The following is an 18550-nucleotide window of genomic DNA, read 5'->3' as shown; positions in this document are numbered from 1 at the left end:
CACCGGCAGATCAGGTGTCAACCCTGGTCTCGACCCTGAGGCTCACCTCAGGCGGCGGTCGCGGCTGGTCGCGTCGCCTGGGCCCGGCGGGACCCCGCTTGTCGACAATCGCGTACGCCGTACGGTACGGTGTACGCCGAACGAGCGGGAGGAGCCTGCACATGGCAGAGCCGGCGATATCGGCGGACGGGATCCGCAAGACCTATCGAGGAGCGCAGACCCCGGCACTCAACGGATTCGATCTCGAAGTGCCCGGGGGCATGGTGTACGGCCTGCTCGGCCCGAACGGGGCCGGCAAGACCACCGCCGTGCGCATCCTGGCCACGCTGATGCGCCTCGACGCGGGGCGCGCGGTGGTGGCCGGGCACGACGTGAGCACCGAGGCGGCCCGGGTGCGGCAGCGCATCGGACTGGTCGGGCAGTACGCCGCGGTCGACGAGATCCTCAGCGGCCGGCAGAACCTGGTCCTGTTCGGCCGCCTCAACCACCTCGGCCAGGCCCGCGCCGTCAGCCGCGCCGACGAGCTGCTGGAGCGGTTCGGCCTGGCCGAAGCAGGCGGCAAGCCGGTCGCGAAGTACTCCGGCGGCATGCGCCGCCGGCTCGACCTCGCGGCCAGCCTGATCGTCTCGCCCGAGGTGCTGTTCGTGGACGAGCCGACCACCGGCCTGGATCCGCAGGGCCGCCAGGAGGTCTGGTCAGCGCTGCGCGAGCTGGTCGCGGGCGGCACCACCATCCTGCTGACCACGCAGTACCTGGAGGAGGCCGACCAGCTGGCGCACCGGATCGCCATGCTGTGGCACGGCCGGGTGGTCAGCGAGGGCACCCCCGACGAGCTCAAGGCCACCATCGGCGGCGACTGGATCGACCTGGCGTTCGCCGACGCGGACCAGGCAAGGCAGGCACTGCCCACGGTGGCGGCGCACGCCGACGGCGAGCCGCGCACCGAGGAGCACCGGATCAGCGTGCCGGTGCGGCAGCGCACCAGGGCGCTGATCGCCATCAGCACGGCGCTGGCCGCCGACGGAGTGGAACCGGTCGAGGTCAACCTGCGCCGGCCCACGCTCGACGAGGTGTTCCTCGACCTTCACCGCAAGCAGGGCGACAAGCAGGAGGTGGCGGCGTGACGGCCGTGCTGGGGGAGACGTGGGTGCTCGCGCGCCGGGAGCTGACGCACTGGCGGCAGCAGCCCGCCGGGGTGATCGTCAACTGGCTGTTCACCGTGATGATCGCGCTGATGTTCGGCGGGCTGTTCGGCGGGGCGATCGGTGAGGACTACTTCGACTACCTGATGCCGGGCATGTTCGCCCTCACCATGTTCTTCGGTGTGGAGGCGACCATGACCGCGGTGTCCACGGACGCCGCCAAGGGGGTCACCGACCGCTTCCGGTCGCTGCCGATCCACTCGGCGTCGGTCGTGCTCGGGCGCTGCCTCGCCGACCTGATGAACTCGGCGGTCGGCCTGGTCGTGCTGGTCGGCGCGGCCGCGGCGCTGGGCTGGCGCTGGCAGGAGGGCCTGGGCCGGGCGCTCGCCGCGTTCGGGCTGCTCCTGCTGCTGCGCTTCGCGCTGCTGTGGGTAGGCATCTTCCTCGGCCTGGTCGTGAAGGGACCCGAGTCGGTGACCATGGTGCAGATCCTGGTCTGGCCGGTGGGTTTCCTGTCCGGCGTCTTCGTCGACCCGGCGACCATGCCGTCGTGGCTGGGCACGATCGCCCAGTGGAACCCGCTGTCGGCCACCGCCGCCGCGTCCCGCGACCTGTTCGGCAACCCCGGCCTGATCCCCGACCACGCCATGCTGCTGGCCGCGCTCTGGCCACTCCTGCTCACCGCGATCTTCCTTCCCCTCTCCGTCCACCGCCACCGCCGTCTCGGCTCCTGACGAAGGAAGGGCACCTTCCTATCGGTTTCCGATGTAGAAGGTGCCCTTCCCAACAGCCGCGTACGTCAGGCCGTGGCCAGCGCGGCGTCGAGGACCCGCTCGTACGTCGTCCGGGACGGCAGGTGGGTCAGCAGGTGCCGCATGTTGCGGTCCGCGTACCGGACGTCCTGCTCACCGTGGGCGGTCAGGGCCACGTCGACCTGCCCGGCGACGTAGTTCAGCAGGCCCGTCGCCGCGCCGCGGAACGTGTCGAGGCTCAACGGCGGCAGCGCACCGGCCCGGGCGCGATACCCGGCCAGCAGGGCACGGGCCCCGGCGGCGTTGACACCGCCGTTGGGGTCGACCGCCCAGGAGGCCAGCGCCGCGGACAGCTCCCAGGCCGGTGGCAGCCCAGCCGCGTGTTCCCACCCGGTGAGGATGAGGCTCCCGCCCGTGCCGAGCCGTACGTTGCCGGGGCTGACGTTGTTGTGGCACTGCACCGGCTCCGGCACCGTCGCGCCCTGCCCGACGGCCGCCAACCCGGACAGCACGGGCACCGCCGCGGCCAGCGCCGGAGCCCAGTCGACGCCCTTCGCGGCGACGACATCGGCGAGGTCCGCCCAGCTCGCGGTCCACAGCCGCACCGAACTCCACGGGCAGACGCCGCTCGCCGGGAAGCGCAGGCCGTGGATCACGGCGAGCGTGTCGCCGACCACCCGGGTGATCGACGCACTGACCGGCGCGGCCAGCGGCGGCCCCGAGTGCCGCCACTCGTAGACGCGCCACAGGCTGCCCTCCACCAGCTCGACCGCGGCACCGGAGACGCTGCGGACCGGGGCGGGCAACGTCACGCCCGCCCGTGCCGCGGCCTCCTGGAACCGGGTGTTCTGCTCGCCGTCGGTCACCGGGAACACGTCGTCGACGGTGCGCGGAGCCCACCTGCCGCGATCGGTCTCCAGCGTCCAGCGGCGGCCCATCTCGTCGGGACGCGACACCGAGCGCATCGGACTGGTCACCTCGCCCAGCCCGAACCGGGCCGCGAGCTGCCTGGCCAGCGCGGGATCGGCGACGTCGGCCTGTCCGCGCCGGTGGTCGACCTCGGCCTTGAGCTCGGCCCAGGTGCGGAACCCGTACTGCTCGGCCAGGGATGCCTGCGCGTCGGCCAGCGCCGCCCGCGGATTGCCGTCGCGCAGCCCGGCGAGCAGGTCTTTGGCCTGCCGGCGCAGGTGGTCGAGGTCGGGGTTGTCGGGCAGAGTCTTCATCTGAGCACCCTCCACGCCCGGACTCGCACAGGCGGATGAGAGCGTCGGCAAGCGTCGCCCAACCTGATGTCAGGCGGGGTGGCTTCGAGCCTTCCGGCGAGTCTCGGCGCGTACCCGAACGCGCTGGATCGAGGCTAGCCGAACCCACCGCGGCATTGTCAAGTGAAACGACGGCGTCGGTGCGGTCACGGCAGCACCTCGACGACGTCCCGGGGCAGCCGGGGCCGCACGTCGTCCAGGATGGCGCGGTAGTACGTACCGGTCGGGTCGGCGAGTTTCCGGTAGGCGCCGTCGCGGACCGCGTACACCGTGTCCTGGGTGACGCGGAGCACGGGGTGGGGACCGGGACCGCTACCCGGCGTGACGACGAATCCGCGGAAGCCGAGCGGGGCGGCCGGCTCGGGCACGTCCTGGAACTCGGCGGCCCGGCTGTCCAGGTCCCGGTGGATCCGCTCGGCGACGGGGGAGCTCAGCGAGGTTTCGGGGTTCTCCCGGCCGGAGAACAGATCCACCGACACCTGGTACGCGGTCGGCTCCGGTGGGCTTGTCGCCGGTGAGCACGCGGTCGTGCCGGCCGCCAGGGCCAGCGCGAGCAGGCCTACGGTGATCGTCTTCGAGCCTGACATGGGCCGGGTTCCCCTCACTGCGCTCCTGCCGACTCCGTCCAGTATGGGAGTTCGGTGCCGCGAACGCAGGTCACGGTCTGACGGTCGCGATGGTGACGTGCTCGCTGCCGGTCGCCCCGGCCAGGCGTCGCCCGATCGCCCCGGCGATCCGGCCGGCCTGCGTCTTCGCCAGCTCGGCGACAGGGCCCGCGTGACGGTCGTCGACGGTCGCCCGCCACAGCAGCAGCCAGCGGTCGAAGTGGACCTGCTCCAGCCGCACCAGCCGGTTGAGGTCGAAGTGCACCTGCAGGGCGTTGCGACGGTAGCTGCCGGTCCGCAGCAGCACCGTCTCCCAGAAGTCGGACATGATCGGCAGGTGCGCAGGGAGGTCCATCCGGGCGATGTCGATGAAGATCGGGCCGAGCAGGTCGTCGGCGTACACCCGGGTGTAGAAGTCGGTCACGACGCCGGTGACGTCGGCGCGGTCGGTGATGTCGGTGCGCACGGGCTCCTCCTTTTTTACTATGGCCATCGTATATATTCGGATCGTGGGTGACGATATGACCTACGGCGCACTCGCGGTGGCCAGCCGCCGGCGCGTGCTGGACATGCTGCGCCAGGCTGACGCGCCGCAGGACGCGGTCGCGCTGGCGCAGGCCACCGGGTTGCACCCGAATACGGTGCGTTTCCACCTGAAAGTCCTGATCGAGGCCGGTTATGTGGTGCAGGCCAGCGTGCCGCGCGGCGGTCCCGGCCGCCCGCAGGCGGTGTACGCCGGTGTGACGCCCGCCGCCGGGGCAGGCGGCTACGCGCTGCTGGCGGAGATGCTCGCCGGTCAGCTCGACGACCGCGACGGCTCCGCGCTGGCCCAGCGTGCCGGCCGCCGCTGGCTGCACCGCGCGGCCCCCGCCGGCGCGGGACCCGCAGACACGGCGGCCGCGCCGACCCGCGCGGTGGACCCGGCCACCACGGGCGCGACGGCCACGCTCGACGAAGCCGCGGTACGGGCCACCGCCTTGTTCGCCGAACTCGGCTTCGATCCCGTGCGCACGCCGCACGACGAGGCCGCCCGGATCGAGCTGCATGCCTGTCCGTTCCTCGACGTGGCACGGCGGCACCCCGACGTGGTGTGCGGCGTGCACCTGGGGCTGCTGCGCGGCACCGTCGACGGGCTGGCGCCGCAGGCGTTCGACGCGGAGCTGTATCCGTTCGTGCGGCCGGGCGTGTGCGCCGCCGAGATCAGGCACAGGGAGTCGCGGTGAGCAGGGTCCGTGCCGTCGCGCAGGTGGCGGTGCCGTTCGTGTGGTTCGGGATGGTCGCCGCCATCTCATTGCTGGAGGCGCCGCTGAAGTTCCGCGTTCCCGGCGTCACGACCGCGCTCGGACTGGGCATCGGCCGGCTGGTCTTCCAGGCGCTCAACATCGCCGAGTTCGTGCTGCTCGTCGTGCTCACCGTGGCGCTGCTGGGGGTCGCGATCGGACGTTGGCGGTGGGCCGTCACCGGTGGACTATGGGCGCTGCTGGTCACGCAGGCGCTGGTGCTGCGCCCGCTGCTCGATCAGCGCGCCCAGCTGATCATCGACGGCGGCCAACCGCCGGAGTCGATGCTGGACCTGGTCTACATCGCACTGGAGGGGATCAAGCTGATCGCGCTGCCGGTGCTGGGCGTCGGGATTCTCCTGCGGATCATGCCGACGGCAGGTCGAAGCATCGCCGAATGAGTCGGTGGTGCTTGGTAGAACGCCGGAATGGATGTCACGAGAGGTGAACCGGCACGACCGCGCGTGGTGGTGTCGTCGGTGGTGTCGGTGGACGGCCGGCTTGCGCTCAGCGGCGATCAGCTGCTCCTGCACGAGGGGGCGGGTCGCGTGTGGCGTTCGCTGCAGCCACCGAGCACTCCTATGGTCGAGCAGTCCCGTGCGGCGCTGCTGGAGCGGCTGTACCAGCCACAGGTCGTGCTCGAAGGCAGCGGCACCTTCGTCACCCCCGACACCGGTCCGGTGACCGGGCTGCCCGCCGCCGACCCGGCGCTGGACCTGCACACGGACTTCCTCCCGGACGACGTGGCCGGCGATCCGGCCGGTGGCAGGTGGTTCGCCGTCGTGGACAGCCGGGGACGCGTGCGCTGGAGCGTGAAGAGCAGCGGCGGTCACCGGCTCCTGATCCTGGTGGCCATGACGACGCCCGCGGACTACCTGGCCTTCCTGCGGCGGGAGGAGATCCCGTACCTCGTCGTGGGCGAGGACCGGGTCGATCCCGCCACCGCGCTCGGCCACCTGGCCGCCAAGCTCGGCGTCACCTGCGTCGTGTCCAACGCGGGCGGCGAACTCAACGGCGCACTGCTGCGTGCCGAACTCGTCGACGAGTTGCACGTCGTCATGCTCCCCGCCCTGGTCGGCGGGAAGGGCACGCCTGCCCTGTTCGACGGAGCTCAGCTGATGCCCGGCGAATTGCCGACGTCGCTGCGGCTGCTGTCGGTCCAAGCCGAGACCGACGGCCTGATCTGGCTGCGTTACGAGGTCGACCGGGCGGCCAGGTCAGCAGACTGAGCGCCGGGCCGCTCGCGTCGGACCGGGGGGGGTGGCGTCGCGTCGGACGCTGCCGTCCGCCCTGCTTAATTCCGTTGGCCGCACCAGGTGAAGCGCCGATACTGTCGCGATGTTCTCCGATGCCGACGCCGCTGCCCTGTATGACCTGCTGAACCCATGGGACGGAACGAGGTTCGCCAGCGACGCGTTCTACGACGACCTGGTGATGTCCGCGGACGCGGTGCTGGACGTGGGCTGCGGCACGGGCGGCATGCTGCACCGGGCCCGCGAGGCCGGCCATCGCGGCCGCCTGGTCGGGCTCGACCCGGACCTCGCGGCGCTGGACCGGGCCCGGCGGCGTACCGACATCGAGTGGGTGGCTCGGGTGGCCGCCGAGGCGCGGTGGGACCGCGAGTTCGAGCTGGCGACGATGGTCAGCCACGCGTTCCAGTTCCTCGTCGGTGACGACGAGCTGCGCGCGTCGCTGCTCGCCATCCGGGCGGCGTTGCGCGACGGCGGCCGGTTCGCCTTCGAGACGCGCCATCCGCAGGCGCGGGCGTGGGACGACTGGAACCCGTCGAACGCGTCGGAGGTCGTGGACGCGCGGGGTCGTACCTTGCGGGTGTGGCACCAGGTTGAGCAGGTCGGCGACGTGGTGCACCTGGTCGAGACGACCAGCGGGGCAGACGGCGACGTGCTGCGGGTCGACCGGTCGAGCCTGCGCTTCCTCGACGCGCCGGCGCTGGCGGCGTTCCTGACCGAGGCCGGTTTCGCGATCGAGGCCCAGTACGGCGACTGGCAGCGGGGACCTGTCACCGACTCCAGCAGCGAGATCATTACGATCGCACGCCGGATCGGGAGGCCGTGAGAAGCGATCTGCCCTGCTGGGTGAGCCCGGCACTCGGGACTCACCCAGCAGCGCGTATCCGCCCGATCAGCGGTCGCCGGTCGTCTCCGCCGTCTCGGCCTGCTCGACCTCCTGGATCAGCCGTTTGAGGTGGGCGATCTCCTCGCGCAGGGCGGTCTGCCCGGCGGGCGTGAGGGTGACCCAGGTTCGGGGGCGCTTGCCCTCGTACCCCTTCTCGATCTGGATCAGCTCGGCCTTCTCCAGCACGGTCAGGTGCTGTCCGAGGTTGCCGGCGGTCAGCTGCAGGGTCGTGCGCAGGAAACCGAACTCCACCTGTCGGGCCTGGTGCGCGATGGCCATGATGCCCAATCGGACGCGCTGGTGGACCACGTCGTCGAGGCCGTTGGCGGGATGGTCGGTCATCGGGGCTGTGCCTCGCCGACCGGCCGGAACAGGGCGAAGGCGGCACTGCCCAGTAGCAGCACCACCGCCGGGACGAGCAGGTACGGCAGGAAGAACCACCGCGACGACGACTGGATGACCTGACCGCCCTGCACGAGCCCGATGACCAGGTAGACGGCGGTGTAAGCGAGCAGCGCCCAGTGGCGTTCCACCCACGCCAGCACGAGCAGGGCAAAGCCGATCACCGTGAGTGGCGAAGCCAGCCAGGAGACCGCGTGCATGGTCGGGGTGAACTCGCTCGGGGCGGCAGAGAAGGGCGCGAGCGGGTGATACGCCAGCCACAGCGACGCGCCCGCCAACAGGACGGCGAGGACGACGCCGACGACGACGTAGGGGCGGATGGGGGTGCCCAGACCGCGCTGCCTGGACTGGCGGACGTAGAAGACGGCGATCGCCGCATAGGCGAGCATCAGGGCGACCGGCCAGTACACGGCCGTGGAGGCGACCGAGGCGGCGCAGACGAGGGTGCCCTCCTCGGGGCCTGCCTGGCACGGGCCGAGCTGGGGGGCGTATCGCTCGACGGGGATCGCGACCAGGGTGATCACGGCGAAGACCAGCAGCGGGAACCAGGTGCCGCGTTGGGCGACACGGACGCGGCGGGTCAGGTCACTCACGGCTGTCAGCAGCTCGCGAGGGCTGTTTGCCGATGGCACAGAGTCGTGTGTCATGCAGTTAGCTTTGCATTACAGACCTTTCTGCGCAAGAGATTCGACACGACAAAGCCGTTAGGCTTGCCGCCGTGGCTGTGCAGCTGATCGCCGGATACGGGGTGCGCCTCCAAGTTGCCGGATGTCACCTTCGGCATGAGCCGCCAGGAGGTGCTGGCGGCGTGGTCGGGCGAACGCCTGTACCGTCCCTTCGTCTGCGGCATGAGCTGGTCGGGCGGCATCAATCTGACCGGGGTCGACATCGGGGTGTTCGGCGACGACGAGCACCGGCTGGGCCTGGCGCAGATCTCGCGGATGACCAGGTTCTATGAGAACTGCCGCGAAGGTCTGCTGCCGCACGAGCCGGTCGTCTTCGTCGCTAGGGTGAGCCCGGTGAGCAGCAGCGTCAATTACGTCGTCGTGCGCGACGGCGAGTTCACCGTGTACGCGCAGGGCGGTGGTGCGGGCGACGGGATCGACTACCTCTTCGCGCCCGGCCCGGAGGTCGTGCTGCGCTGGCTGGCCCATGCCGGTGACTATGTGGACGATCACTGGTTCGACGACGTCCTGTGCAAGGGCGGTGTGCTGATCGACGTCGACAGGCGGATTCTCCTGCTGTTCAACACCACGTTCAACGGGGTGGCCTATCGGGCGGCGATGCTGCAGGCGTACGCGGCGACCTGGTCCGGCTGGGAGATCCGATGGGCGTACGACGGTATCGGAAACCTGATGGCGTATGTGGGACTCGATCCGGAGTCCGCGCGTGACGAAGGTCGGCCGGAGCTGGTCGGGTGCAGCGACTTCGAGCCGGGCGACACTCTCCAGTCCGTGGTCACGATCCGGGGCACCGACGGGCTGGTGCGCCGCTACGGGTTGAGCGCCGATCTGGTGAGGCAGTGCTGGCTCATGGGGCCGGACCTGGTCGAGTTGGTCGCCGCCGGACCCGAGCTTCGGCAGGCCGCCTCCGGTGACGAGCTGACAGCCGGCCTGCACCTTGATGCGGCCACCCGGCAGGCCGGGCTGTGGAGCGTGGAGCCGTTGTGCGGCCTGCGGGAACAGTGGGCAGAGCTGTGGCCGGGGTGGACGCTCGAGTTCTGGGGAGACGACCTGGCTCGCCAAGCGGTCCATGACCCCGATCGGCGCTACGGCTCGATCGCGCCGCACGCCATCACCCGACACCGCCGCGAGCTCGCCGAACGGGTGCGGAGGTACTGGCCCGTCCGCTCCACGATGCTGGCGCATGGGGTCGACGTGGACTTCCTGTACAAACACAACTTCGCCGGCTTCCGCAGCCACCTCGACGCGAACGTCAGCGCGGAAGAGATCAAGCACATCGCGAAGCTGCTCCGGGGTCCGAAGACAACCGCACGACAGCCGGTGGCAGCGCCCAGGGCAGCCGCAGAAGGAGGGGCACTTTCTTAACGGCCGGCCGTTAAGAAGTGCCCCGCCTTCTGCCGTTCACTCGGTGGCGGCGCCCGCGAACTGGGCCTCGTAGAGGCGCGCGTACGCGCCGCCGGAGGCGATCAGCTTGTCGTGCGAGCCGTGCTCGACGATCGAGCCGTGCTCCATCACCAGGATGACGTCGGCGTTGCGGATGGTGGACAGCCGGTGCGCGATGACGAAGCTGGTCCGGCCGCTGCGCAGCGAGTTCAGCGCCCGCTGGATGAGCACCTCGGTGCGGGTGTCGACCGAGCTGGTCGCCTCGTCGAGGATGAGGATGCTCGGCTCGGCGAGGAACGCCCGCGCGATGGTGATCAGCTGCCGCTCGCCGGTGCTGAGGTTGGTGCCGTCCTCGTCCAGCACCGTCTCGTAGCCGTCGGGCAGCGTGCGCACGAAGCGGTCGACGTGCGCGGCCTTCGCCGCCTCGATGATCCGCTCCCGGGTGGGGGAGTCCGCACCGTACGCGATGTTGTCGGCGATGGTGCCGCCGAACAGCCAGGTGTCCTGCAGCACCATGCCGGTCTTGGACCGCAGGTCCTCGCGGTCCATCGCGGCGATGTCGACGCCGTCCAGGGTGATCCGCCCGCCGGTCACCTCGTAGAAGCGCATCAGCAGGTTGACCAGCGTGGTCTTGCCCGCGCCGGTGGGGCCGACGATGGCCACGGTCTGCCCCGGCTCGACGACCAGCGACAGGTCCTCGATCAGCGGCTTGTCCTCGGTGTACCGGAACGCCACGTGTTCGAAGCTGACCTGGCCGCGCAGGTCCTGCACCCGGGCCGCGGGGACCGGCTCGGGGCTCTGCTCGGTCGCGTCCAGCAGTTCGAACACCCGCTCCGCCGAGGCGACGCCGGACTGCACCAGGTTGGACATCGCGGCGACCTGGCTCAGCGGCTGGCTGAACTGGCGGGAGTACTGGATGAACGCCTGCACGTCGCCCAGTGACAGCGTGCCGGACGCCACCCGCAGCGCGCCGACGACCGCGACCAGCACGTAGTTCAGGTTGCCGATGAAGAACATGGCCGGCTGGATCATGCCGGAGATGAACTGCGCCTTGAACCCGGCCGTGTAGAGCGCCTCGTTGTGCTCCCGGAACTGCTCGGCGGCCTCCTGCTGCCGCCCGAACACCTTGACCAGCGAGTGGCCGGTGTACATCTCCTCGATGTGGGCGTTGAGCTTGCCGGTGGTGGCCCACTGCGCGATGAACTGCGGCTGCGCCTTCTTGCCGATGCGCATCGTCACCCACACCGAGATCGGCACGGTGACCAGCGCGATCAGCGCCAGCAAAGGCGAGATCCAGAACATCATCGCGAGTACGCCGACGATGGTGAGCACCGAGTTCATCAGCTGGCTCAGCGACTGCTGCATCGTCTGCGCGACGTTGTCGATGTCGTTGGTGGCCCGGCTCAGCACCTCGCCGCGCTGCTGGCCGTCGAAGTAGCTCAGCGGCAGCCGGGACAGCTTCGTCTCGACCTGCTCACGCAGCGCGTAGACGGCGCGCTGCACGACGGTGGTGATGATCCGGAACTGCATCAGCGAGAACAGCGACGCGGCGACGTACACGCCGAGCGCGATCAGCAGCACCCGGCCCAGCGCGTCGAAGTCGACGCCCCGCCCGGGGACCAGGTCCATCGCGGCGAGCATGTCGGCGAGCGTGCCGTTGCCCTGGGCGCGGACCGAGTCGACGGCCTGCGCCTTGGTGACACCCTCCGGGATGTCGCCGCTGATGATGCCGGTGAACAGCACGTCGGTGGCGTGGCCGAGGATGCGTGGGCCGATCACCGACAGGCCCACGCCGATGACGCCGAGCGCCACGGCCAGCCACACGGCGGCGCGGTGCGGCGCCAGCAGTTTCAGCAGGCGGCGGGTGGACTGCTTGAAGTTGAGCGACTTGCCCTGCGGCGGGCCGGCCATCATCGCGCCGGGTCCGAAGCGAGGGCCCGAATCACGGCGTACGGGGGTCGAAGTCACGCCGTCACCTCGCTGCGCTCGGCTCCGTCGTGATAGCCGGGGCTCATGATTCGCTCGCTACGCTCGCTCATGCCGCCTCCTCCTCGGTGAGCTGGGACAGCACGATCTCGCGGTAGGTCACGTTGCTGTTCATGAGTTCGCTGTGCGTGCCGGTGCCGACGACCTGCCCGTCGTCCAGGACGAGGATGCGGTCGGCGTCGCGGATGGTGTTGACGCGCTGGGCGACGATCACGACCGTCGCGTCGGCGGTCTCCTGGGACAGCTCCCGGCGCAGCGCGGCGTCGGTGGCGTAGTCCAGGGCCGAGAACGAGTCGTCGAACAGGTAGATCTCGGGCCGGCTGACCAGCGCGCGGGCGATGGCCAGGCGCTGGCGCTGCCCGCCGGAGACGTTGGTGCCGCCCTGGGCGATCGGCGCGTCGAGGCCTTCGGGCATGGCCTGCACGAAGTCCTTGGCCTGTGCCACCTCGAGGGCCCGCCACAGCTCCTCGTCGGTGGCGTCGGCCTTGCCGTAGCGCAGGTTCGAGGCGACGGTGCCGGAGAACAGGTACGGCTTCTGCGGGACGAAGCCGATCGCCCGGGACAGCGCCTGCGGTTCCATGTCGCGCACGTCGACCTCGTCGACCAGCACCCGGCCGCCGGTGGCGTCGAACAGGCGCGGCACCAGGTGCAGCAGCGTGGACTTGCCGCTGCCGGTACTGCCGATGATCGCGGTGGTCTCGCCCGGCCGCGCGCTGAAGGCGATGCTGCGCAGCACCGGTTCCTCCGCGCCGGGGTAGCTGAACTCGACGTCGCGCAGCTCCAGGTGGCCGCGCAGCCCGGCCGGCACGATCGGCGCGGACGGCGGGACGACGCTGGAGTCGGTGCCGAGCACCTCCTCGATGCGCTCGGCGCACACCTCGGCCCGCGGCAACATTACAAACATGAAAGTTGCCATCATCACGGCCATCAGGATCTGCATCAGGTAGCTCAGGAACGCGGTCAGCGCGCCGATCTCCATGCCGCCGCTGTCGATGCGGTGCGCGCCGAACCACAGCACGGCCACGGTCGAGATGTTGATGACGAGCATGACGAACGGGAACATCGAGGCCATCAGCTTGCCGACGGCCAGCGCGACGTTGGTGAGCTCTGTGTTCGCCCCGGCGAAGCGCTCCTGCTCGTGCCGGTCGCGGACGAACGCGCGGATCACCCGGATGCCGGTGATCTGCTCGCGCATCACCCGGTTGACCTCGTCGATGTTGGTCTGCATGGCCCGGAACAGCGGCCGCATCCGGTACACGATGAAGCCGATGCCGAGGACCAGCACCGGGATGACCGCCAGCAGCAGCCCGGACAGCTGCACGTCCAGCTGCAGCGCGAGCACGATGCCGCCGACCATCATGATCGGCGCGCTGACCATCATGGTGAAGGTCATCAGCGCCAGCATCTGGACCTGCTGCACGTCGTTGGTGGTCCGCGTGATGAGCGAGGGCGCGCCGAAGTGGCCCACCTCGCGGGCGGAGAACGACTGCACCCGGTCGAAGATCGCGGCCCGGACGTCGCGGCCCAGCGCGCTGGCGACCTGCGCGCCGACGTACACCGCGCCGATCGAGCAGATGATCTGCACCAGCGAGACGCCGATCATGGCGGCGCCGATGCGCATGATGTAGCCGGTGTCGCCCTTGACGACGCCCTGGTCGATGATGTCGGCGTTCAGGGTGGGCAGGTAGAGGTTGGCGATCGTCTGCACCAGTTGCAGGAGCACGACGAGGGATATCTGCCGCCCGTAGGGCCGCAGCTGGCGGCGTACGAGTGTGATCAGCATGCGGGCTCTTTCTTCGCCTCGGGGGAGAGCACGCCGTCCAGGACGACGTCGACGATCTGGTCTTCGGGGAGGATCTCGCTGCGGTTGTTGAAGAACACCATCGAGATGAGCAGGGACGCGACGGTCGTCGTCGGCAGCCGGAACCGGTCGGCATCATCCTTGATCAGCTCGGCGACCGCATCCGAGATTCCGGTCAGCGCCTCGCGGGGATCGAACACGGGCGTGGTGGTGACCACGGCCAGGCCGCTGCCGCGCAGCGACATCATCAGCGGGGCGTTGTCGCGGAAGCGGCGGGTCAGGATCCGCACCGCGGTCTTGAGCCGGAACCTGAGGTCGGGGTCGCCCGCCACTGCTTTGATCGACTCGATGGTGGGCGCCGGGTCGAAGGCGTGGGAGAGCGTGGCCGAGATCAGGGCGGCCTTGTCGGGAAAGGCGCGGAAGATGGTTCCCTCCGCGACGCCCGCGCACTCGGCGATCCGCTTGCTGCTGACGTGCACGCCTTCGGCACGCAGCAGGGGCAGGGTCGCCGCGATGATCGCGGCGCGCCGGTCCTCGGGGGTCAACGGGGAAACCCGGCGCCTGGGGGAGGCGTCAGTCACGCCGGCGACTCTAAATGAGTGAGCACTCACTCCGCAACGCCATTTTCCGACTGCTTCCGGACCTGCCCACCCCGCGATAGACGTTGGCCTATCTGGATGAGAAAAAAAGATCAAACTCAGCCAGATAGGCCAACGTCTATGGGAAAAGGGAGGCGTCCGGGTTAGGAGGCGACGAAGATCAGGGACGTGTGGTCGTTGAGGGCCTTGCCGAGCGTCGGGTGGTCGCCCGCCGTGAACAGGTGGCACGCGCCGACCTCGCCCGGCGTCGCCTCGTCGTGCTCGCACAGCACCGCCCGGGCGCCCTCGGCCAGGCGCAACGAGCTGATCGCGTCGTTGCCGACCCCGCCGAGGTCGGCGGCGGCGAACATGCCCGGCCCGAACGCGCCCGACGGCCCGGTCAGCCCGCCGTCGGCGTACGCGGTGAGCACCTGGCCGGTCGCGGGGCCGGCCGACACGGCCAGCAGGGAGACACCGTCGTCGAGGCCCGTCCCCGCCAGCTCGTGCACCCCGGAGCCGAACAGCGTGCACTCGCCGAGCGCGGCGGGTGCGGCCTGGTCGTCGGCGCAGGCCAGCGCCCGGTGGCCGGCCGCGACGTGCAGGGAGCTGATCGCGTCGTTGCCCACCTGCGCCAGGTGACCGGCCGCGGCCTGGTGCACGCCGGGGCCGAACGACTGGACCGCCCCGGCGAGGGCGGGCCCGTCGGCCGCGGTCACCGCCGGGCCGCCGACGGCGATCAGGGAGACCGTCCCGTCCAGGCCGACGCCGACCGACGGGTGCTCGCCGGGCCTGAAGACCCGGCACAGGCCGGGGTTGCCGCCGGCGGTGGCCGTGACGCGGTCGCTGTCGCAGAGCACGGCCTGGTGGCCGTCGGCCACCGCCAGCGAGCGGACCGCGTCGAGCCGGTCCAGGTCGCCCGCGGCCGCCTCGTACCGGCCGGGGCCGAAGCGCAGCTTGCCGCCGGACAGCGCCGGTTCGCCGTACACGGTGACGCCCTGGCCGGTCTCCTTCGCGGCGACGACGGTCAGCAGCGAGATGTGGTCGTCGAGGCCGCCGCCGACCCGGCCGTACCAGCCGGCGTCGAAGTAGCGGCAGGAGCCCAGGCCGTCGACGGCGTCCGCGCTCTGCGCCGCGGTGCGGTCGCAGGCCAGCACCCGGAAGCCCACGGCCACCCGCAGCGAGGAGACGGCGTCGTCGCCGACCGCGCCCAGGCCGCCGGAGTCGGCGTCGAACACACCCGCGCCGAACGTCTGCGAAGCCCCGTCCAGTTCCGGGTCGGCGTACGCGACCAGCGGGTACAGCGCGTCCGGCACCGCCGGTTCCGGTGCGCCGGGCACCGGAATCGGCGCGCCCGCGGCGGCGGTCAACGGCAGCAGCGCGTACGCCGTGCCCGCGGCAGCCAGCAGCGACCTGCGAATCCACATCTCAAGCTCCCCGTGTCACCCCGATGTGCAGCACCACCGGTACCAACTGACGGCGGGCCCGCTGGTGATGGACGTGACCCGATCGGGCGGTCAGCGGCGGCGGTTGCGCATGGTCAGCTCGGTGAGCCCGTCGCGGGTGGCGACCACGGTGAGCTTGTCGCGCTCGTGTACCCGCCGGGTCGGGCTCGGTTTCCACAGCGGCCGGGGCTCGCCGAACTCGGTCACCGCGACCACCCGCATCGAGCCCGCCCGGTTCACGTTCGCGGTGGTCGTGCCGGCCAGCGGCGAGCCGGTGGGCACGAACATCTCGGCGATGAGCAGCACCCGCCGGTCGACGGCGATGGTGCCGATCACCTCCCGGCCCATCAACGCCTCCGCGAACGCGGGCACCGCCATGCTGGACACGCTGCGCGACAGCGGCAGGTCGAAGGTCGTGCGCACCCGGTCGGCGAGGTCGGGGTCGAACAGGCGCAGCACCACCCGCACCCGCTGCTGCAGCTTGCGGGCGTACAGGCCGGTCTGCAGGTTGGCCATGTCGGAGCGGTCCACCGCGAGCAGCGCCTTGCACCGGTCCACGCCCGCCTGGCGCAGCGTCGTCTCCCGGCTCGGATCGCCGATGAGCAGCGGGATGTCCAATTCCCGGGCCAGCGGGACGCCCCGGGCGTTCTCGTCCTGGGCGACGGCGACCATGGTGATGCCGCGGTCGTGCAGCAGCCGCATGACGCGGGTGCCGACGCCGCCCAGGCCGACCACCACGACGTGACCGGAGCGCGGCTGGATGAGCCGCAGCTGCGCCACGGCCAGGCGCGCCCGCACCGTGCCCTCCACCACCAGCGCCGTGACCAGCGGGATGAACGCCAGCCCGGCGAGCCCGAGCAGCAGTTGCAGGGCCTGCTGCCGGGGCCGGTAGCCGGCTTCCGGCTGGGGTCCGCCGAGCACCGTGGCCGCGGCCTCGTAGAACGCCTCCCACGGCCGCAGATCCAGGCTGAGGGCCAGGGCGACACCGGCCGCGATGATGATCGCCAGCACGGCGGTGACGGCGATGCGGGTCTTGCGGGAGAACAGTGCGCCCAGGAACGACAGCACCAGGCCGGCCCAGGAGGGCCGCTTCGGCGTGAGCCGGCTCAGGCCGAGCGAGGTCTCCCACAGCGAGGCCGGACCGCGGTCCTCGGCGAGGACCAGGTCGGCGGTGCGCTCGTCGGACGGGAGCACCTGCGGCGCGTCCTCGTCGGACGTGTCGGCGAGCCCGCACACCACGTCCTGGGGCAGCACGTCGGCGCGCGGGGCGACGACCAGGGTGCGCCGGGCCACCTGCACCGGCGTCGCCGCCACCTCGCCGAGCGCGGTGGCGACCAGCTCCGGTCCGGCGATCTCGGCATCGGACAGCACCCGCGCGTTGCCGAGCAGGGACTCGACGTCCTGGCCCAGCGCGGTGTGGTACATCCGCAGCACCAGCCGCAGCCGGGGGGCGACGTCGCGGGCGAGCAAGGCCAGCGAGAGGTTGCCGACGTCGTCCTGCACGGTGAGCGCCAGCCCGGCCGCGGTGCCGACGTCGACCCCGCGCAGCGCCTGCTCGTCGATGCGCTCGGCCACCACCAGCGCGACCTCGGCCAGATCGGTGAAGTCGCGTGCCGTGGCCTGTTCCGCCTCGGTCATCAGCACCACCACCTCGGCGCGGTAGCGTTCCGAGAGCTGTTGCGCCAGGCGATAGGTCAGGTCGTCCGATCCATTGAGGACGAAGTGGTTCGTGCGGGCTGCGGGCATGCCGGAATGGTCGGCCCGTCGCATCGACGGCGGGTGACGTCCAGGTGGCTTCGAGGTGAACTGAGCCGTCTCAGCCGCGGCGCAACGTCATGAGCATCGCCGGGTACGGCCCGGCGGCTACCTCGGCCGTGGCGTGCTCGGCGGGGATCACGTTGTCCATGCGCAGCTGCAGCGTGGCGCCCGTGGCGTCGATGATGATCCGCCACAGCCACCCGCCGCCGTAGTCGGCTTCCAACTCGACCAGGTTGTCGTCGCGAAGAGTGCCCGGCATGATCCGCGCCGCGGGCTGCTGGTGCCACGAGTCGCTCCACAGTCCGGTCACGGCGCCCGGCTCCTCGCCCGCGCCGAGGGCGAGCAGGCCCTGCTGCGGGCCGTCGGTCGGGTGCGCCCAGGTGTAGGCGACGGTGGTCAGGTGGCCGCCCGCCGCGGTGGCCAGCGCCAGCGTGGCCGCAGACTCGGCGAACTGGTCCTGGGGCATCAGCCGGAAGCCGTTGGCCCCGGTCCAGGCCCCGACCGCGCCCGAGAGAATCGTCATTCGCGGATGCTAGCCGGTCGGTGCGTCATCGGCCGGTGACGCGCCTGCGGCGTCGTGTGAGCGGGGTGTGAGGACTTCCGCTCACGTCCACGTCGCAGCCGGTCGGGTGGACTGTGCGCCGTGACCGACCTGACAAGCGAGGCGGCGGCATGATCCTGCTGTCCGACCGCCGGATCTCCGCCATCGCCCTCGGCGACACCGGTGAACCCATGATCGACCTGCGCGAGGTTCCGGAGCTGCGGATCGACTCCCGGCTCGCCGACCCGGCCGGGGCGTACGCCCACCTGCGCGAGGGGGTCGCCCAGCGGCTGCTGGACGCGCAGCGGGCGCTGCCGGACGGGCTGCGGCTGCTGGTCGTCGAGGCATACCGGCCGCTGCGCCTGCAGACGACGTACTTCGAGGACTACAAGGCCGAGCTGCGGGCCGCCCACCCGGGATGGGACGACGACCGGCTGCACACCGAGGCGAGCAAGTACGTCTCGCCGCCCGACGTCGCGCCGCACAGCACCGGCGGCACGGTCGACCTGACCCTGTGCACCGAGCAGGGCCTGGAGCTGGACATGGGCACCGCCGTCAACGCGAGCCCGCTGGCCAGCGCCGACGCCTGCTTCACCGGCTCGCCGCACATCTCGCCGACGGCCCGCGAGCACCGGGACCTGCTGTCGCTCGCGCTGTCGGGGGTGGGCCTGGTCAACTACCCGACCGAGTGGTGGCACTGGTCCTATGGCGACCGCTACTGGGCCCTGCAGACGCGTTCGGCGCAGACGCGGTACGGCCCGGTCGCGTCGGTCTGAGCGAGGGCGGAACAAGCGGAGCG

Annotated in this window: 19 protein-coding genes; 8 read left to right on the top strand and 11 right to left on the bottom strand. The window is 71.1% G+C overall.

Going from position 1 to position 18550, the window contains the following annotated elements:
- The first annotated feature begins 161 nt into the window (after window positions 1–161).
- Both F9C41_RS25015 and F9C41_RS25010 read left to right on the top strand, forming a co-directional pair.
- Entirely contained in the window at window positions 162–1124 is a 963-nt protein-coding gene (locus F9C41_RS25015; protein ID WP_196279931.1) for an ATP-binding cassette domain-containing protein, read from the top strand.
- On the top strand, window positions 1121–1876 hold the full coding sequence (locus F9C41_RS25010) for an ABC transporter permease (protein WP_155389289.1): 756 nt from the start codon (window positions 1121–1123) through the stop codon (window positions 1874–1876). Before F9C41_RS25015 ends, F9C41_RS25010 begins: the two co-directional genes overlap by 4 nt.
- A 65-nt stretch (window positions 1877–1941) precedes the next feature.
- Here F9C41_RS25010 and F9C41_RS25005 read toward each other — a convergent pair whose 3' ends face one another.
- The 3 genes from F9C41_RS25005 to F9C41_RS24995 all read right to left on the bottom strand — a co-directional run bounded on the left by F9C41_RS25005 (window position 1942) and on the right by F9C41_RS24995 (window position 4227).
- Window positions 1942–3117: a phosphotransferase gene (locus tag F9C41_RS25005; RefSeq protein WP_155389288.1), complete on the bottom strand. Its 1176-nt coding sequence runs from the start codon at window positions 3115–3117 to the stop codon at window positions 1942–1944.
- A gap of 185 nt (window positions 3118–3302) precedes the next feature.
- The gene (locus F9C41_RS25000) at window positions 3303–3743 is read right to left on the bottom strand and encodes a hypothetical protein (RefSeq protein ID WP_155389287.1); all 441 of its coding nucleotides are present in this window, start codon (window positions 3741–3743) and stop codon (window positions 3303–3305) included.
- A gap of 70 nt (window positions 3744–3813) precedes the next feature.
- Entirely contained in the window at window positions 3814–4227 is a 414-nt protein-coding gene (locus F9C41_RS24995; protein ID WP_230689993.1) for a group III truncated hemoglobin, read from the bottom strand.
- Between the two features lie 43 nt (window positions 4228–4270).
- Here F9C41_RS24995 and F9C41_RS24990 point away from each other — a divergent pair, with 43 nt between their 5' ends.
- The 4 genes from F9C41_RS24990 to F9C41_RS24975 all read left to right on the top strand — a co-directional run bounded on the left by F9C41_RS24990 (window position 4271) and on the right by F9C41_RS24975 (window position 7117).
- Window positions 4271–4984, top strand: a complete 714-nt coding sequence (locus F9C41_RS24990; protein WP_196279930.1) for a helix-turn-helix transcriptional regulator — start codon at window positions 4271–4273, stop codon at window positions 4982–4984.
- Window positions 4981–5442, top strand: coding sequence for a hypothetical protein (locus F9C41_RS24985; RefSeq protein ID WP_230689992.1), 462 nt, complete (start codon window positions 4981–4983; stop codon window positions 5440–5442). Before F9C41_RS24990 ends, F9C41_RS24985 begins: the two co-directional genes overlap by 4 nt.
- Before the next feature lie 27 nt (window positions 5443–5469).
- Window positions 5470–6270, top strand: a complete 801-nt coding sequence (locus F9C41_RS24980; RefSeq protein WP_155389284.1) for a RibD family protein — start codon at window positions 5470–5472, stop codon at window positions 6268–6270.
- Window positions 6271–6379: 109 nt separating this feature from the next.
- Window positions 6380–7117: a class I SAM-dependent methyltransferase gene (locus F9C41_RS24975; RefSeq protein WP_155389283.1), complete on the top strand. Its 738-nt coding sequence runs from the start codon at window positions 6380–6382 to the stop codon at window positions 7115–7117.
- A 66-nt stretch (window positions 7118–7183) separates the two neighbouring features.
- On the opposite strand, the gene F9C41_RS24970 is transcribed toward F9C41_RS24975, so the two are convergent.
- Together F9C41_RS24970 and F9C41_RS24965 are read right to left on the bottom strand one after the other, a co-directional pair.
- A complete protein-coding gene (locus F9C41_RS24970; RefSeq protein ID WP_155389282.1) occupies window positions 7184–7519 on the bottom strand; it encodes a winged helix-turn-helix domain-containing protein in 336 nt (111 codons plus the stop codon).
- Entirely contained in the window at window positions 7516–8172 is a 657-nt protein-coding gene (locus F9C41_RS24965) for a hypothetical protein (RefSeq protein WP_155389281.1), read from the bottom strand. Before F9C41_RS24965 ends, F9C41_RS24970 begins: the two co-directional genes overlap by 4 nt.
- Window positions 8173–8361: 189 nt before the next feature.
- Here F9C41_RS24965 and F9C41_RS24960 point away from each other — a divergent pair, with 189 nt between their 5' ends.
- Window positions 8362–9627 (top strand): hypothetical protein, encoded by a 1266-nt coding sequence (locus F9C41_RS24960; RefSeq protein WP_155389280.1) that lies wholly within the window; start codon window positions 8362–8364, stop codon window positions 9625–9627.
- A gap of 36 nt (window positions 9628–9663) precedes the next feature.
- Here F9C41_RS24960 and F9C41_RS24955 read toward each other — a convergent pair whose 3' ends face one another.
- The 6 genes from F9C41_RS24955 to F9C41_RS24930 form a co-directional block, all read right to left on the bottom strand.
- Complete coding sequence (locus F9C41_RS24955) at window positions 9664–11559, bottom strand: ABC transporter ATP-binding protein (RefSeq protein ID WP_155389463.1); 1896 nt, start codon at window positions 11557–11559, stop codon at window positions 9664–9666.
- Window positions 11560–11680: 121 nt separating this feature from the next.
- Window positions 11681–13414 carry an ABC transporter ATP-binding protein gene (locus tag F9C41_RS24950; RefSeq protein WP_155389279.1) on the bottom strand — a complete coding sequence of 578 codons (1734 nt, stop codon included), beginning with the start codon at window positions 13412–13414 and terminating at the stop codon, window positions 11681–11683.
- Window positions 13408–14013 carry a TetR/AcrR family transcriptional regulator gene (locus F9C41_RS24945; protein WP_230689991.1) on the bottom strand — a complete coding sequence of 202 codons (606 nt, stop codon included), beginning with the start codon at window positions 14011–14013 and terminating at the stop codon, window positions 13408–13410. Before F9C41_RS24945 ends, F9C41_RS24950 begins: the two co-directional genes overlap by 7 nt.
- A gap of 161 nt (window positions 14014–14174) precedes the next feature.
- Entirely contained in the window at window positions 14175–15434 is a 1260-nt protein-coding gene (locus F9C41_RS24940; protein WP_155389278.1) for a hypothetical protein, read from the bottom strand.
- 90 nt (window positions 15435–15524) lie between these two features.
- On the bottom strand, window positions 15525–17198 hold the full coding sequence (locus F9C41_RS24935; RefSeq protein WP_196279929.1) for an NAD-binding protein: 1674 nt from the start codon (window positions 17196–17198) through the stop codon (window positions 15525–15527).
- 70 nt (window positions 17199–17268) lie between these two features.
- Window positions 17269–17733 (bottom strand): hypothetical protein, encoded by a 465-nt coding sequence (locus F9C41_RS24930; protein WP_155389276.1) that lies wholly within the window; start codon window positions 17731–17733, stop codon window positions 17269–17271.
- A 149-nt stretch (window positions 17734–17882) separates the two neighbouring features.
- Here F9C41_RS24930 and F9C41_RS24925 point away from each other — a divergent pair, with 149 nt between their 5' ends.
- The gene (locus tag F9C41_RS24925; RefSeq protein WP_155389275.1) at window positions 17883–18527 is read left to right on the top strand and encodes a M15 family metallopeptidase; all 645 of its coding nucleotides are present in this window, start codon (window positions 17883–17885) and stop codon (window positions 18525–18527) included.
- The last annotated feature ends 23 nt before the right edge of the window (window positions 18528–18550 follow it).

Origin of the sequence: Catellatospora paridis (assembly GCF_009720365.1) — a bacterium.
Lineage (GTDB): Bacteria > Actinomycetota > Actinomycetes > Mycobacteriales > Micromonosporaceae > Catellatospora > Catellatospora paridis.
Note: the sequence above shows the minus strand (reverse complement) of the source record. Positions and strands in the feature narration are given on the sequence as shown.